Source organism: Robertmurraya mangrovi (genome assembly GCF_034427655.1).
GTDB lineage: Bacteria > Bacillota > Bacilli > Bacillales > Cytobacillaceae > Robertmurraya_A > Robertmurraya_A mangrovi.
This window is the reverse complement of sequence record NZ_JAXOFX010000001.1, coordinates 564936-580165: the sequence shown is the minus strand read 5'-3', so window position 1 is coordinate 580165 and position 15230 is coordinate 564936. Positions and strand designations below refer to the sequence as shown.

At 35.7% G+C, this 15230-nt stretch carries 12 protein-coding genes; all 12 read right to left on the bottom strand.

The window, feature by feature from the left end:
• Positions 1–63: 63 nt before the first annotated feature.
• Positions 64–1533 carry a UDP-N-acetylmuramoyl-L-alanyl-D-glutamate--2,6-diaminopimelate ligase gene (locus SM124_RS02920; protein ID WP_322444988.1) on the bottom strand — a complete coding sequence of 490 codons (1470 nt, stop codon included), beginning with the start codon at positions 1531–1533 and terminating at the stop codon, positions 64–66.
• Between the two features lie 387 nt (positions 1534–1920).
• Complete coding sequence (locus SM124_RS02915; RefSeq protein ID WP_322444987.1) at positions 1921–3840, bottom strand: stage V sporulation protein D; 1920 nt, start codon at positions 3838–3840, stop codon at positions 1921–1923.
• A 98-nt stretch (positions 3841–3938) separates the two neighbouring features.
• Complete coding sequence (locus tag SM124_RS02910; RefSeq protein WP_322444986.1) at positions 3939–6143, bottom strand: penicillin-binding protein; 2205 nt, start codon at positions 6141–6143, stop codon at positions 3939–3941.
• Positions 6143–6508 carry a cell division protein FtsL gene (ftsL, locus tag SM124_RS02905; protein ID WP_322444985.1) on the bottom strand — a complete coding sequence of 122 codons (366 nt, stop codon included), beginning with the start codon at positions 6506–6508 and terminating at the stop codon, positions 6143–6145. Before ftsL ends, SM124_RS02910 begins: the two co-directional genes overlap by 1 nt.
• A 24-nt stretch (positions 6509–6532) precedes the next feature.
• Positions 6533–7465 carry a 16S rRNA (cytosine(1402)-N(4))-methyltransferase RsmH gene (gene rsmH / locus SM124_RS02900; RefSeq protein ID WP_322444984.1) on the bottom strand — a complete coding sequence of 311 codons (933 nt, stop codon included), beginning with the start codon at positions 7463–7465 and terminating at the stop codon, positions 6533–6535.
• Between the two features lie 109 nt (positions 7466–7574).
• Positions 7575–8006, bottom strand: coding sequence for a division/cell wall cluster transcriptional repressor MraZ (gene mraZ, locus SM124_RS02895; RefSeq protein ID WP_322444983.1), 432 nt, complete (start codon positions 8004–8006; stop codon positions 7575–7577).
• 411 nt (positions 8007–8417) lie between these two features.
• Entirely contained in the window at positions 8418–10052 is a 1635-nt protein-coding gene (gene bshC, locus SM124_RS02890) for a bacillithiol biosynthesis cysteine-adding enzyme BshC (protein ID WP_322444982.1), read from the bottom strand.
• A 150-nt stretch (positions 10053–10202) separates the two neighbouring features.
• Entirely contained in the window at positions 10203–10592 is a 390-nt protein-coding gene (locus SM124_RS02885) for a DUF3397 domain-containing protein (RefSeq protein ID WP_322444981.1), read from the bottom strand.
• Positions 10593–10594: 2 nt separating this feature from the next.
• On the bottom strand, positions 10595–11494 hold the full coding sequence (locus SM124_RS02880) for a 2-dehydropantoate 2-reductase (RefSeq protein ID WP_322444980.1): 900 nt from the start codon (positions 11492–11494) through the stop codon (positions 10595–10597).
• Between the two features lie 211 nt (positions 11495–11705).
• Positions 11706–13247: an acyl-CoA carboxylase subunit beta gene (locus tag SM124_RS02875; protein WP_322444979.1), complete on the bottom strand. Its 1542-nt coding sequence runs from the start codon at positions 13245–13247 to the stop codon at positions 11706–11708.
• A 100-nt stretch (positions 13248–13347) separates the two neighbouring features.
• Entirely contained in the window at positions 13348–13560 is a 213-nt protein-coding gene (locus tag SM124_RS02870) for an acetyl-CoA carboxylase biotin carboxyl carrier protein subunit (RefSeq protein WP_322444978.1), read from the bottom strand.
• Between the two features lie 12 nt (positions 13561–13572).
• The gene (locus tag SM124_RS02865; RefSeq protein WP_322444977.1) at positions 13573–14916 is read right to left on the bottom strand and encodes an acetyl-CoA carboxylase biotin carboxylase subunit; all 1344 of its coding nucleotides are present in this window, start codon (positions 14914–14916) and stop codon (positions 13573–13575) included.
• Positions 14917–15230: the final 314 nt, after the last annotated feature.

Below are 15230 nucleotides of genomic sequence, written 5' to 3'. Positions count from 1 at the left end.
TTTCAGTGAACTGTAATATTGATTAATATTTAGTATATAGATAAGTATCTTGTTTCCTAAAACTTAATTAGCTTCTTTCTCCATGATAGCTTCTTTTGCTACTAAGCGATCATCAAACTCAAATACTTGATCACCAATTTGTTGATACGTTTCATGGCCTTTTCCAGCAATTAAAATAACATCGTCTTTTTTAGCATGTTTTACGGCATACTGGATAGCTTCCCTACGATCGACAATAGATACATATTTTTGTCCTTCGACTCCTGCTTCCATTTCTTTAATAATCAGTTCAGGGTCTTCGCTCCTCGGATTATCAGAAGTATAAATTGGGAAGTCACTGCAGTCAAAAGCTATTTTTGCCATTACAGGACGTTTCGTACGATCTCGGTCTCCTCCACACCCAACAACTACATAAACATCCCCTTTAGCGAACTGTTTAATCGTGTTTAATGCATTCTCTAGACTATCTGGAGTATGAGAGTAATCAACAATGACGGTAAAATCCTGTCCCCCATCTACAATTTCAAAGCGGCCAGCGACTCCTTGAACACTTTCAATTGTTTGAATAATTTGGTTCAAACTAATACGAGAAGCAAGACCTGCCCCAATACTAGCAAGCACGTTATACACACTAAATTTCCCAATTAAATTCATGACTATTTTATGTTTTCCATAAGGACTTAATAGCTCAAATTCTGTTCCCTTTGCGGTCATCTGGATATTGACTGCTCTTAAATCTGCCTCTTGGTCGATTCCATAGGTTAACACATGAGCAGATGTTGATACCTTATATTCCTCACTAGCAGGATCGTCTGCATTAAGGATGGCAAATTTAGGATTGTTAATATTGAATATATTACCAAGTTGAGCAAACAATAAACCCTTAGCTCTTCTATATTCATCCATCGTATGGTGAAAATCTAAATGATCTTGTGTTAGGTTAGAGAATACAGCTATATCAAAGTCTGTTCCATGGACTCTACCCTCTACAAGTGCATGTGAAGAGACTTCCATTACTGCTGAATCAACACCTTCATCAACCATTTGTGAAAATGTTTTTTGAAGAGTTAAGCTTTCCGGTGTCGTATTTTTTGTCTCTAACTCTTTCAACCCAATCCTTGTGTACATCGTTCCAATCAACCCTGTGCGTTGTTTGGCATCAGCAAATATTTTTTCTATGAGGTGACTGATCGTTGTTTTACCATTTGTTCCTGTTACACCTACAAGATGAAGCTTATGACTAGGTTGGTTATAGAACGCATCTGCTAACACAGCCATTGCTCTTTTTGTGTCTTTTACAATAATAACAGGTACATTAAGCCCTAGGTCTCTCTCAGCTATAACAGCAGCTGCACCTTTTGCAACCGCGTCTTTGGCAAAGTCATGTCCATCTACAGTAAAACCTTTAATACAGATGAACAAACTGCCTTCTTGAACTTTGCGATTATCATTCTCTATAGATGAAATATCAGGGTTTGGTCCGTTAAACGGTACAAGCAACTGCAAGTGGCTCAATAAGCTATGTAACTTCATAAAATCAATTCCTCTCATTCTAAACACGCAATTCTGTAATCATTCAACTATATATTTAGTCTGTTATTTGCGCTCTAATGACACTTCGCATCCCAATTACTTTAAAAAACATGCGCTTACTATTTTACATGATTACCGCTCATTTAGCCATTTTATTATAAATTGGAAATAAAAAAGATACGTTCCTATCATATTTGTAACGATAAATCTATTTAGTATATGATAAAGAGATATTATTGTTCATAAGACCTCTTATCGTTATGTTATTATTCTCTAATAGGGTCATTATTTCCTTCAATAACAAAGAGGGCGGCGAGTATTAGTGCCGCCCTCTCCCTATTCTATGTTGTGTACTCTCAGTAGTTTGTTTAGTTTTTGTATCAAGCCTTATTCCTTCTTATCAAAGTATAACCTGATAGTAGAACCTTCTTTCAGTTTTATGCCAGGTTGAGGAGTTTGTTTTATTACAGTATCTCCGTCACCACTAGCATCAATTCTAAGGTTAACGAAAATCTCTCCTATTTCTTTCTTCGTCATCCCCACTACGTTCGGTACCTCTACCATTGGAGTGTCAGGGTACGTATATTCTTTTTCTAGTTGTCCCTTTCTCGGTTTCACACCTAAGGCTCTCAAGCTGTCTCCCATAATGTTACCGACAATCGGTGCTGAAACAACTCCCCCGAACTGAACAGTTCCTTTTGGGTTATCTACAGCTACATAAACAACTAGTTCTGGATCATCCGCTGGGGCAAAACCAATGAATGAAACAATGTGGTTGTTTTCCATATATCGCCCATCTTTAACTTTTTGGGCCGTCCCTGTTTTTCCACCAACACGATATCCTTCTACGAATGCCTTTTTCCCTGAACCTTGTGCAACTACACTTTCTAGAGCATGTCTAATTTCTTTTGAAGTTTCTTCAGATATTACTTCCCTTTTAGCCACAGGAGTCTTTTTCATTACAACTTCTCCCGTTTTTGGGTCGATTAATTCTTTAGCAATATAAGGAGTATATAAGGTTCCACCGTTTATAGCGGCTGATAATGCGGCTACCTGCTGGATTGGTGTAACGGACACACCCTGTCCAAAAGCAGTGGTTGCAAGTTCAACTGGACCAACTCGGTCTAGATTAAATAGAATCCCTTTTCCTTCTCCTTGAAGGTCTATTCCGGTTTTTTCACCAAAACCAAAGTTTCTAATATATTTAAATAAAGTTTCTTTTCCTAATCTTTCTCCAAGCTCTACAAATCCTGGGTTACATGAGTTTTGTACCACTTCAAGGTAGGTTTGACTACCATGTCCCCCTCTTTTCCAGCAACGAAGATTAGCTCCTCCCACTTTCACAGAACCTGAATCGTGAAAATGTTCGTTTTCTAAATCTACCTTACCTTCCTCTAATGCCGCTGCTAGAGTAATAATCTTAAAGGTAGAACCAGGCTCGTATGTACTCCATACAGGTAAGTTTCGATTGTATACCTCAGGAGCAACTTCTTGAAATTTAGCTGGGTCAAATCCTGGTCTACTAGACATTGCTAAAATTTCACCGTTATTAGGATTCATTGCTATTGCGATAATTCCATCTGGATTATAAGTAGCTTGGGCAATATCAAGTTCTCTCTCAATAATCGTCTGTACTTTTGAATCAATCGTTAATTTAAGATTTAAGCCATCTTCAGGTGGGTCATAATCATCTGCCATGTCATTCATTCGTTTTCCTTTAGCATCTGCATAAAACTGAACAGACCCTTTTTCGCCTTTTAAATCCTTATCATAATAAAGTTCTAATCCCATTAAGCCTTGATTATCAATACCGGCAAAACCTAAAACATGGGATAAGTAGTTTCCGAATGGATAATGCCTTTTTGAATCCTCGCCAATGTAAACTCCTTCTAATCCTAACGATCTTACTTCTTTTGCTTTTTCATGTGTAATTTTTCTGCCGCCAGAGATCCTAACATTCATCTCTTTTTTTGTAATATCCTTATACAGTTTTTCTTTTGATGTATTTAACACAGCTGCAAGTTTTTCCGCCGTTTCAACGGGGTCTTTAATTTGTCTTGGTACAACATAAACAGTAGGAGCACTCATGTTAGTAGCTAATGCTACTCCATTCCGATCAACAATCTCCCCCCGTTCAGGTTCAAAAGGAATATTACGACTCCAAGAATCCTTCGCTCCATCTGTTAACCAATTCCCTAGAAAAAACTGCACATACCCTAGCCTAACATCGATTATGAAGAAAATTAAAATTCCACATAATAATGCTATTGTTAACCTCTTTCTCACTGTTACATTTGAAACTCGCATTGGACGAACCTCCCTACAATATGGCTCGTTCAACTATATGCTTGTACAAAAAGAAATAGAACGTTCAAACTTCTTGAACGTTCTAACCTTAATATAAATTAAGCTCCCTCTACATTTTCCTCTTCGCTCTCAACCTCTTCTTCCTTTTTCTTGGAAGACTCTATTTGTTGTAAAGGGGTTTCCAGGTGTATTAATAAGTAGTCATTTTCTTTTAAGCGATGACCTGCTTGAATACTCTGTTTAACCACATATCCGCTACCTGTCATATTTAATTCGACTTCAGCAAGACTTGCCACTTTTATAACATCTCTTAAAGACCATCCAGTCATATCAGGGGCCTTTAATTTGCCATTAGTTTTAATAACTATTTTTTCTCCTTCTAAAAGCGGACTACCCTTTTCAGGAAGTTGTTTAATGATTTCAGAACCTTTTCCTAAGAAAACAGGGTTCACTCCAAGATCATTTAATTTTTTTGTAGCCTCTTCAACTGTTAACTTAGAAAGGTCTGGCATTTTTATTGTTTTAGCTTTCTTCTGTTTACTTGGTTGTATATTTAAGTACTGAAGACTATTTTTCATAACGGGTTTAAAAATCTTTGATACAGGTTCTGAACCGTAAGCGTAGTGTTCAACATCTGGTTGTTGTACTGCAACATAGACTATCAACCTTGGGTTATCAACTGGAGCCATACCTAAAAAGGAAAACACATAATCATTTTTACCTGTTAAATAGATTCCCTTCTCTGTTAGATTCGCAGTTCCTGTTTTACCCGCTACATCATATCCCTCTATATTATAACGTCCATAACCGGTCCCTTTTTCAGAAGTAATAACCGTCTCAAGAATTTCTCTTACTTCTTTAGCTGTATTAGGTGAAATAGGGGTCCCTACAACTTCTGGTTGTGTCTCCTTCGCTTCTCCTGTGTTTGGATTCACGACTTTTTTGATTACATGTGGTTTAAGCATGTTACCATCATTAGCAACTGCAAATGCTGCTTGAATTTGTTGAATAGGTGTAATGGCTGATCCTTGCCCGTAACCAGTTGTAATCTTATCTAATGGATATTGATAAACAATTTTCCCACTTGTTTCGGCCGGTAATTCAATACCAGTCGGATTATCGAATCCAAATTTTGTTAAGTAATCACGGTATGATTCATAGCCCAACTTTTCCTTTACTAACTTGGCAAAAGCTACGTTTGAAGAACGCTGAACCCCTTCTAGATAGCTTATAGAACCCCATCCAACTGTATTATGGTCATGGATGGCCCTTGAGTTTTCGGTTGGTCTGTATGAACCCGAATGGTAAGTTTCATTTGAATTAAAAACCTTTTCTTCAACAGCAGCAGCTAAAGTAAAGATTTTCATCGTTGATCCTGGTTCGAATGAGTTTTCAATTGCCTCGTTATGCCAGCTATCCGCAATTCCTTCTCTTGTTTTAGGATGAAAAGTGGGTCTCTGTCCCATTGCTAAAATATCGCCCGTTTTTGGATCAGCAACAATAGCGATAATTTTTTTAGGTTTATATTCCTTAGCCACTTGGCCCATAGCATCCTCAAGGAATGTCTGTATCTTCTTATCTATTGTTAAATAAACATCTTGACCATCTTTTGCAGGAATAACTTTCTCCTTCCCATTTGGTAAAATATATCCCCACAAATCACTTTCGTAATTGATGGAACCATCTTTCCCCGTTAAGATGTCGTTCATCGTTTTTTCAATTCCTAATTGACCTTCTTGCTTTGCTTCTCCCTCTTTCTTATCTACATAACCAACTAGGTGAGAAGAAAATACCCCGTTAGGATAAAACCTTTTTGAATCACGTAAAAAAGTAATTCCAGGTAACTTTAGTTTTTCTATCTCCCCTTTTGTTTGTAAAGAAATATCTTTACCTTCTTTTCCAAACTCTACTTGAAACGGACCTTCTTTAGAAAGAATTCTATAAATCTCTGATTCTTTTATATTGATATATCTAGCTAGTTCCCTAGCCGTTTTTTCTTTATCAACAACATGTCTTGGCCTATCTTTGTTGGTTGTCATTTTTTCATCTAATATAGCAATAAGTGTATAAGATGCAGTATCTTCTGCAATGACTTCTCCATTTCGATCATAAATCGTTCCTCTTTTTGCTTTTAGCTCACCTTTTTTTAAATATTTTGCCTGAGCCTGAGCGGCTAAAGGCTGGCCGGCTACTTCTCCCGTAACCTGTATGGAAACAAAACGGAACATTAAGACAAAAAAGAGCAGGCTAAATAATCCAAATAATAACGCTGCTCCTACATTCATATATGGTTGTTTCTTCATTAATCTTGCACAACCTTAACGTTATCTTCACTTAGCTTAAGGCCCAGTTCCTTTGCCTTAGCCCAAATTCTTTCATAAGTTTTTAATTCACTCACTTGCATTTCAAGGTCATTATTCGCTCTTGTTTGTTCTTGAATAGCCACCTTTGTGCTTTGTATGTCTTTATTTACTTGATATATATCAGACTGATTGCCAATAATGGTTACAGCACCGTAACAAACAATAGCACAAAAAGTCAAACCTAGAACCTTTTCACCTGGAGATAACTTAAACTTGTTTGATTTTTTTGGAGCTTGTACCGTTTGATATTGCGTTTGCTGGACTTGTTCTTGCTCTTGTTGAAGTTTCCTTGCTAAATTACTCATCAATATCCCTCCAATGTTAAATGATTATAGCTTTTCCGCAACTCGTAACTTTGCTGACCTTGCACGATTATTTGCCTCAAGTTCTTCGTCTGAAGGTAAAATCGGCTTTCGTGTTATTAGTTTTAATATAGGTTTATACTCATCTGGAATGATTGGAATTCCAGGAGGTAAATTTGGTGTCTCACTATGTTTCTTCAAGGTAACTTTGCAAATTCTATCCTCAAGAGAATGGAATGTGATCACACTAATTCTTCCACCAGGATTCAGGATTTGTATCGCTTGTTCTAATGATCTTTCGAAAACACCTAATTCATCATTAACAGCTATCCTTACAGCTTGAAAGATTCTTTTGGCAGGATGTCCACCTTTTCTTCTCGCTGGGGCAGGAATGGCATCCTTAATGATTTCTACTAATTCCCCAGTAGTTTCTATTGGTTTAGTCGCTCTATTAGCTTCAATTTTTCTAGCTATTTGCTTAGAAAATTTCTCTTCCCCATATTTAAAGAAAATTTTCACCATTTCCTCGTATGACCAATGATTGATTACATCATAGGCTGAAAAATCGGCATCTTGGTCCATTCTCATGTCTAATGGAGCATCGTTATGATAACTAAATCCTCGTTCAGGTGTATCAAGTTGAGGTGAAGAAACCCCTAAATCATATAAAACACCATCTACTTTATGTATTCCTAACTTTTCTAACTCTTCTTGTAAGTGCTCGAAATTACTTTTAATGATGGTAACTCGATCTCCATATTCCGCTAGTTTTTCCTTTGCATGGGCAATCGCTGTTTCATCTTGGTCGAAAGCATATAGCTTTCCCTTTTCAGACAACTTCGACAGGATTAAAGCACTATGCCCCGCCCCTCCCATTGTACAATCTACATAAATTCCATCTGGATTGATATTTAATCCATCGACCGTTTCATCTAATAACACTGTTGTATGTTCAAACATAGATGTCCACCTTTCTAAAATGAACGCTAAAATAAACCTTACATAGCAATTCTTATTATTCGTGTTTCGTTATAAAGGAATACTCTAAACGAAACAATTATTTAATCTTTTATATATCGAATCCAATCATATTTTCTGCAATTTCTGCGAAAGAGTCTTCAGATTCAGCAAAATAGCCTTCCCAAAGCTCTTTACTCCAAATCTCAATTCGATTGGAAACCCCTAAGACGACACATTCTTTTTCTAACTTTGCGTATTGCATTAGAGGAGCAGCTATATTTATTCTTCCTTGTTTATCCAGTTCACATTCAGTGGCACCAGAAAAGAAAAATCGGGTAAACGCACGGGCATCTTTTTTAGTAAGTGGTAGGTTTTTTAGTTTATCTTCAAGTAGTTTCCATTCTTCTAATGGGTAACCAAATAAACATTGATCTAAGCCTCGTGTTAACACGAACATTTCACCAAGATGATCACGAAACTTGGCAGGCACGATTAGACGGCCTTTGCTATCAACATTATGATGGTATTCACCCATAAACATGCCTACTACCCCCACTCTCTACCCTAAATGTACCACAATCCCCCACTTTCCTCCACATGTTTTTATAAATTCTACTATCTCCATTAAATTCCTTCTTTATGGAAAAGATTTTATCAAATAGATTCGAATTTAGTTCTTTTAGATTATTCAATGTTTGTGAACTAAGGTATTTTCTCATAATATATTGACTTGTCTCTGAAGTTTGCCCGTTGATTTCCGCTCCAGGCACTTGCTTTCCGCGGGGAGGGATGGGAGCCTCCTCGGCTTTACCGCCTGTGGGGTCTCCCATTCCCTCTACATCCCGCTGGAGTCAAGTGCCTTCCGCTCCAATCAACTCAGTATAGTTAAAGTTAGAACCATTTTTGAACAAAAAAAGACCTTATCTATTTAGATAAAGTCAAAAATCATTTATTAAAGCTTCACCACATTATGGTTTCCATCAAAGCGGAATGGTTGTTTTAGAAGTTCATCTATGAATGTTAAACCATATTGATTTAAGTAATAGAAAACATTCCAAATACGCTCTTGTGGATAATTTGATGGCTTTAAGGAATTGGCGATTCGGTCGTATTTATTTAGCCTTACTTGATGTTTAAGTTTCTGTGCTTCTTCTATTTTATTTGCCATGAAATCAATTTGATTGAATAAAATAGTTTCATTTTTCTCAAGCAATGGAGCTAATCCTCGATATTCATTTGATGTCTTTAATCGTACTTGTTCATAGTTTTGCTTTAACTGATCCTTCATTTGAATAAATAAATGATCATAAGTATTATCTTTTACTTCATTATAAAACTGTTCCTTACTGTTATTTACACCTAATTGAAGAACTTCTTCTACGCTTAAGTTTAAATCATTTAGATCTGTCTCAATATCTCTTTCTAATAAAGTAATATTTAAACGAGGAACAATAGGTGGTATTTTTAATCCAAATAACTCAAATGCTTTTTTCAATTCAGCCCAGTATAAAATTTCACCTGGACCAGCAATAAAGGCAAGGGTTGGAAAAAGCCACTCTTGTGTTAGTGGTCTAGTCACTACGTTATTGCTAAGTTTTTCTGGGAATTCAGCAGCGATTTCCAATAACTGTTCTTTTGTAAATGAAACAGAATCGTTTTTACCTACAAATTGATTCATTTCCTGATTGTATTCTAGTAAGATACGTTCATGATGAGTTTCATCGTAAAAAAATAGATTAGCTGCTTGGTCTGTAATGGAAATACCGTTATTGTATCCTTGATTCTGTAGTTCAACTTGTTGGACTTTTAAGGCTTCTGTAATATGAATAGATTCTTTTATTTGTTTCGTAAATATTTCTTTTTCTAGCTTTCGAAGTTCTTTATCTCCTGAATCAACAATGAGTAAACCGTGTTCCTTAAAAAGCTCCATTACTATATGAGCAAAAAAGTCAATAAAGGTTTCAGAGCTATTAATAGATTTTTCAGCTAAGTCTAAAAGACCTTTTGTATGTACCGTTTCACCTAAAGTCTCAATTATTTTATTTGTCCATTGCAAACAAATAGTTTTATTAATAGGTACATCTGACACCATTCTCTTATCCAGAACTCTTTCTGGATACACTTTTTTCTCTAGTTTGCTCTCGTTTTCAATAAATACATGGTTAACCTCATCAAAATCATGGTCCTCCCCTGCAATCCAAAACACAGGAACAACCGGTACACCTAACTCCACTTCTTTTTCTTCAGCCAGCTTAATTATAGAAATCACTTTATGGATTGTATAAAGTGGGCCAGTTAAAACCCCCGCTTGTTGCCCACCAATAACAACAACACTATCTTTTTGCCTCAACTTATCAATCGAAGCCAAGACTTGATCTGAGCTTGGGTATTTGCCCATAAACTGAGTAATATGATCGGCTAGTTCATTACGCATAAAGGGCTGGCTTTTCAAATCAATAAGACGTTTCTTATAGTCCGAAGAATCTTGGTAATTATAATGAAAAAAACGATCTATATTAAGTTTATTTAATGTATAATCAGTAGCTAATTGATTCGTTGCTGGGATGAAGAGATTAAAAATCTCCATTTATGTACTTCCTTTCTAGTCAACAATTTATTCCATTTAGAGTATAGCACTGTCTATATGTAAAATAAAAAACTTTGCCTATAAAATTTATATTTGCTTTAACCATTCCCAATATAAGATTTTTTATAATCTATCTTTACTCTAGAATATCTATAACATTGAACTAGAAATACTTTTAAAAAGCCCAATACAAATGAGGACAATGTAGATAGAAAAGAAAATCATAAAAGTAAAACGCCAAAAGCCTCTAAAAACTCTAGTAAAATCAATTTCCTCTTTAAGTTTCCAATTTAAGACGACAACAATGATAGCTACACTAATTAAACCGAGAAGAATCATCCATAGGAATGATTTTTGCCAGATGACTATGATTAAGAAATGTACAGATAAAATAAACAAAATCGTACTCGCATCTAGAGCAATCTTAACCGAGCGGCGATGGTGCTTTGTTATTTGTTTGCTTATGATAAAGACAATCAAGTATCCTAGTATAGGTAGTGTGATAAATGTAGCTATAATACTAGAGAAAAAAGCTGACATCCCTATTTCCCCTCTCCCTCAAACTCCATACCCTTTATTGAATGATAATATGTGTTTACGATTGGAGCATCTATCTCTTTCTTTGCAGCTACTTCTATTAAATAACCAAGTATGGCATCTACTTCTGTTTTTCGATTTTCCTCAATATCCTTTAACATAGACGACCGATTATTAGCCGTTTGCTTACAAATATCTACTAAATTTTGATAGTATGTGTTTTTTGCCTCTAACTGTAAAATATCATTAACTTCATTAAATAGAGAATCAAATAATTGCTTGTAGTAGGGATTTTCTATTAATTTCCCGTTTGGTGTCTTTAAAATGGCTGTTAATGGGTTTATAACAGCATTCACTACTAATTTTTTTAGTAGCATCTCCATGTAATTTTCTTCAACTACGAAAGGAAAAGAATCTTTTAAAGGTAAGGTAAACGAACGGATGAAAGAATTTTCTACCCCTTTAAAATTCGCTATTCTTGCTATGCCTATTCCAGTATGAGATACAGTATTATTATTTATACGGTATGCTCCGTGCTCAATAACGCCAACGTAAATATTCGGTATATTTAAACTCTCAAGTAGCTTTAAATGTCCCATGCCATTTTGTAAAAATAATAGATGGTCTCCTGCACCTATGTTCATATTCTGTATAACTTCAGTCAACTGATATTGTTTAACACAGAAAACAGTTAAATCCTCTGTACCTGATGACCACTCTGTATATAGTTTTGCATTCACACTAATATTATCTTTATTGTTCGACCTTTCTAGAAAAACCCCCTCTTTTAATAGCTTTTTCTTTTGATTACTTGTTCTCGTATAAACCGTAACTTCATGTTTGAAACTTAAATAATATGATATAAGTAAACCAATAGAGCCCCCGCCAATAATTCCAATCCTCATTAAAAGACCCCCTTGGGCTATATGTAAAAAACGCTATCCATTTCCTAGGTTTCTTTACCTAAGTTATATCCTCATTTTAACAGAAGATAAAAGGAGTTTAAAAGAAAGGTATTTTAAATTATGACCAATTTTGCAAATATTATTGAAATATTTAAATAATTACATAAAAAAATCCCCATTCACTAAGAAAAGGGATTTTTATCATATTAAATTATACAGGATATACCGGATGTTTACGAACACCAAAGTCCATTTCTTTTGTTGAGTAAATTGCATAACGCTCAATTAGGACATTTCTTAAATCACTCGGTGAAACTATGTCATCTACAATCATTTCCGAAGCTAATTTGTAAATATCAATATGTTCTTTGTATTCTTGTTGTTTAGCTTGAACAAACGCAATTCTTTCTTTTGGATCTTCAATTTCGTTAATTTTATTTGAATAAACGGCATTAACTGCAGCTTCAGGCCCCATTACTGCAATTTGCGCTGTAGGTAACGCAATACAGCAGTCTGGTTCGAATGCTGGGCCAGCCATTGCGTATAATCCTGCACCATAAGCTTTTCTAACTACTACAGAAATTTTAGGTACGGTTGCTGAACTCATAGCCGCAATTAACTTCGCTCCATGACGGATGATACCAGCACGCTCTACCTTTGTTCCAATCATAAATCCAGGTACATCAGCTAAGAATAATAATGGGATATGGAAAGCATCACATAATTGAATAAATTTAGCCGCTTTATCCGCTGAATCAACGAATAAAACTCCACCTTTTACTTTTGGCTGATTAGCAATAATACCAACTGGTTTTCCATTCATTCTAGCAAGTCCAGTTACGATTTCAGGTGCAAATAGTTTCTTGATTTCATAGAAACTTCCTTCGTCAATTAAAGAGTCAATACACTCGTACATATCGAAAGGTGCATTTTGATTGACAGGAATAATATCTTCTAATGCACGACCGCTTTTAGGTGCAACTGCTTCAACTGCTTTTGTTTTTTCTTGGAAGTTTGCAGGGAAATAAGTTAAATAATTACGAGCAGATTCAATCGCTTCTTCTTCACTATATGCTAAAACATCTCCGCAACCACTAACAGAGCAATGCATACGCGCTCCGCCCATTTCTTCTAAAGTAACTTTTTCACCGATAACTTTTTCAGCCATACGTGGAGATCCTAAATACATTGATGCATTTTGGTCAACCATGATAACGATATCACAGAAAGCAGGAATATACGCTCCGCCTGCTGCTGAAGGTCCAAATAATAAACAAATTTGCGGAATCATTCCAGATAATTTAACTTGATTGTAAAAGATTTTACCTGCTCCACGACGATTAGGGAACATTTCAAGTTGATCTGTGATTCTAGCTCCAGCAGAATCTACTAAATAAAGTAAAGGTACTTTTAATTTTTCAGCCACTTCTTGAATACGGATGATCTTCTCAACCGTTCTTGCTCCCCAAGAACCAGCTTTTACCGTTGAGTCATTTGCCATTACACAAACAGTTTGTCCATTTACTTTCCCCGTTGCTGTTACTACGCCATCAGCAGGAAGATCTGCCTCTTTGCAATTAGCAAATTTTCCATCTTCCGTATATTCACCATTATCGAATAATAACTCTAAGCGTTTTCTAACAAAAAGTTTATTTTGTTGTTCATTCTTTTGGTGGTACTTCGGATGTCCGCCAGCTTCAATTTCTCTGCTTTTTTCTAAAAGTGTTTCGGAAAGCGTCTTTGCTGTAGTCATGTTTCTCCCCCTCGTATAGAAATTTATCCTTTTGTACCTTAGCAAGTCTGTAAAGCTCACTAAGGTACCTATTTTACAACTTTATATATTTAAAAAAGTACTATTCTAATACAAGTAATACGTCGCCTTCGTTTACAAAATCACCGATTGAAACTTTAACTTCAGTAACAGTACCTGCTACATTACTTTCAACTGGAATTTCCATTTTCATTGATTCAAGCATTAATACTTCTTGACCTTCAGTAATGCTATCACCTGCGTTTACTAAAACATTTAATACTGTACCTGCCATCGTTGATGTAATTTCTTTCATTTTAAGTTCCTCCTATTTTTTCACAGCTGCACGATTTGATAAATAAGCAGTTGTGTAATTTCCTTTTACAAATTCTTCTTCTTCAAGTAAGTCTTTAAATAATGGTGCGTTAGTTTTGATACCTGTTACATTCAGTTCTTCGAAAAACTCGCGGGCAACTTGTAGTGCCTCTTGTCTTGATTCCCCAAATAAAATGCATTTTGCAATCATTGGGTCATAGAAAGGGGACACGACTGTTCCTGAAGCAAATCCATTGTCAACTCGGATTCCCTTACCTTTTTTCCATTCGAATGTTTCAATTCTTCCTGGTGAAGGTAAGAAAGTTTTTGGATCTTCTGCATACAAGCGGAACTCGATTGCATGGCCACTTCTACTTATTTCAGATTGAAGTAATGGAAGTTTTTCTCCTCTCGCCACGAGGATTTGCCATTTCACTAAGTCTAGTCCTGTTATTTCTTCCGTTATTGGATGCTCTACTTGTAGTCTTGTATTCATTTCAAGGAAATAAAAATTCTCTTTTTCATCTACAATGAATTCAATCGTACCAGCATTAACATAATGAACGGCCTCGGCAGCTTTTATAGCTGTTTCATACATTTTATTTCTTGTTTCATCAGATAAAAATGGAGAAGGAGTCTCCTCAACCACTTTTTGATGTCTTCTTTGGATCGAGCAATCTCTCTCAAACAAGTGAACGATATTGCCAAAGCCATCACCAAAGATCTGTATTTCTACATGACGAGCATTTTCTATACATTTTTCAACGAAAACTTCATCTGTTCCGAAGTATGCTTTAGCCCGAGCTTTAGTTGACTCATAAGACTTAGCGAGCGCTTGCTCATTTTCACAGCGAATCATTCCGATTCCACCGCCACCACCACTGGCCTTCAACATAACAGGGTACCCAATGGAATTTGCTAAATTAATAGCATCCTCTAATGTGCTAACTCCAGCTTCACTTCCTGGAACAACCGGTACACCTGCTTTGCTCATGGTCGTTCTTGAAGCAATCTTATCGCCCATAAGCTCAATGGTTTCAGGGTTTGGACCAATAAAGACAATTCCTGCTTCTTTAGCATCTAACGCAAATTTGGCATTCTCAGATAAAAAACCATATCCCGGATGGATTGCATCTACTTTTTCATTCTTTGCAATCTCTAAAATCGTATCCACTTTTAAATAAGATTTATTAACAGGTGGCTCACCAATACGATAGGCAGTGGTAGCCTCCTTAACATACGGCATCTGCTCATCGGCATCAGAATAAACAGCAACTGTTTCTATACCTAATTCTTTACAAGTTCTAATGATACGTGAAGCGATTTCTCCCCTATTTGCAATCAATATTTTTTTCACTCTTGATCCCCTTTCTGAGTGTAAATATCCTTCAATATTAATATTTCTACAATAACATCTAATTTTCCTTCTAATTTTGCAAACGCTTTCTACATTTTTTGCAGAATTTTTTGTATCTTTGTTATATAATGAAAATAGATTCATGTTCGCATTCTTTAATACAGATTATAGAATAATTATAACTATGTTTATTCATAAAAAAAGAGACATATTAATTTAAATTTGCTTCTAACAAGTTGCTATCTTGAAATTATTATACCAGTAATGGTTAATTGCATCATACTAGGTTTATTACAAAATTATTTTAAAACTTA

What these genes read in the sequence shown, in the direction of transcription:
- SM124_RS02920 (WP_322444988.1), bottom strand. Translation starts at nt 1,533, where the DNA reads ATGAAGTTACATAGCTTATTGAGCCACTTGCAGTTGCTTGTACCGTTT.
- SM124_RS02915 (WP_322444987.1), bottom strand. Translation starts at nt 3,840, where the DNA reads ATGCGAGTTTCAAATGTAACAGTGAGAAAGAGGTTAACAATAGCATTA.
- SM124_RS02910 (WP_322444986.1), bottom strand. Translation starts at nt 6,143, where the DNA reads ATGAAGAAACAACCATATATGAATGTAGGAGCAGCGTTATTATTTGGA.
- ftsL (WP_322444985.1), bottom strand. Translation starts at nt 6,508, where the DNA reads ATGAGTAATTTAGCAAGGAAACTTCAACAAGAGCAAGAACAAGTCCAG.
- rsmH (WP_322444984.1), bottom strand. Translation starts at nt 7,465, where the DNA reads ATGTTTGAACATACAACAGTGTTATTAGATGAAACGGTCGATGGATTA.
- mraZ (WP_322444983.1), bottom strand. Translation starts at nt 8,006, where the DNA reads ATGTTTATGGGTGAATACCATCATAATGTTGATAGCAAAGGCCGTCTA.
- bshC (WP_322444982.1), bottom strand. Translation starts at nt 10,052, where the DNA reads ATGGAGATTTTTAATCTCTTCATCCCAGCAACGAATCAATTAGCTACT.
- SM124_RS02885 (WP_322444981.1), bottom strand. Translation starts at nt 10,592, where the DNA reads ATGTCAGCTTTTTTCTCTAGTATTATAGCTACATTTATCACACTACCT.
- SM124_RS02880 (WP_322444980.1), bottom strand. Translation starts at nt 11,494, where the DNA reads ATGAGGATTGGAATTATTGGCGGGGGCTCTATTGGTTTACTTATATCA.
- SM124_RS02875 (WP_322444979.1), bottom strand. Translation starts at nt 13,247, where the DNA reads ATGACTACAGCAAAGACGCTTTCCGAAACACTTTTAGAAAAAAGCAGA.
- SM124_RS02870 (WP_322444978.1), bottom strand. Translation starts at nt 13,560, where the DNA reads ATGAAAGAAATTACATCAACGATGGCAGGTACAGTATTAAATGTTTTA.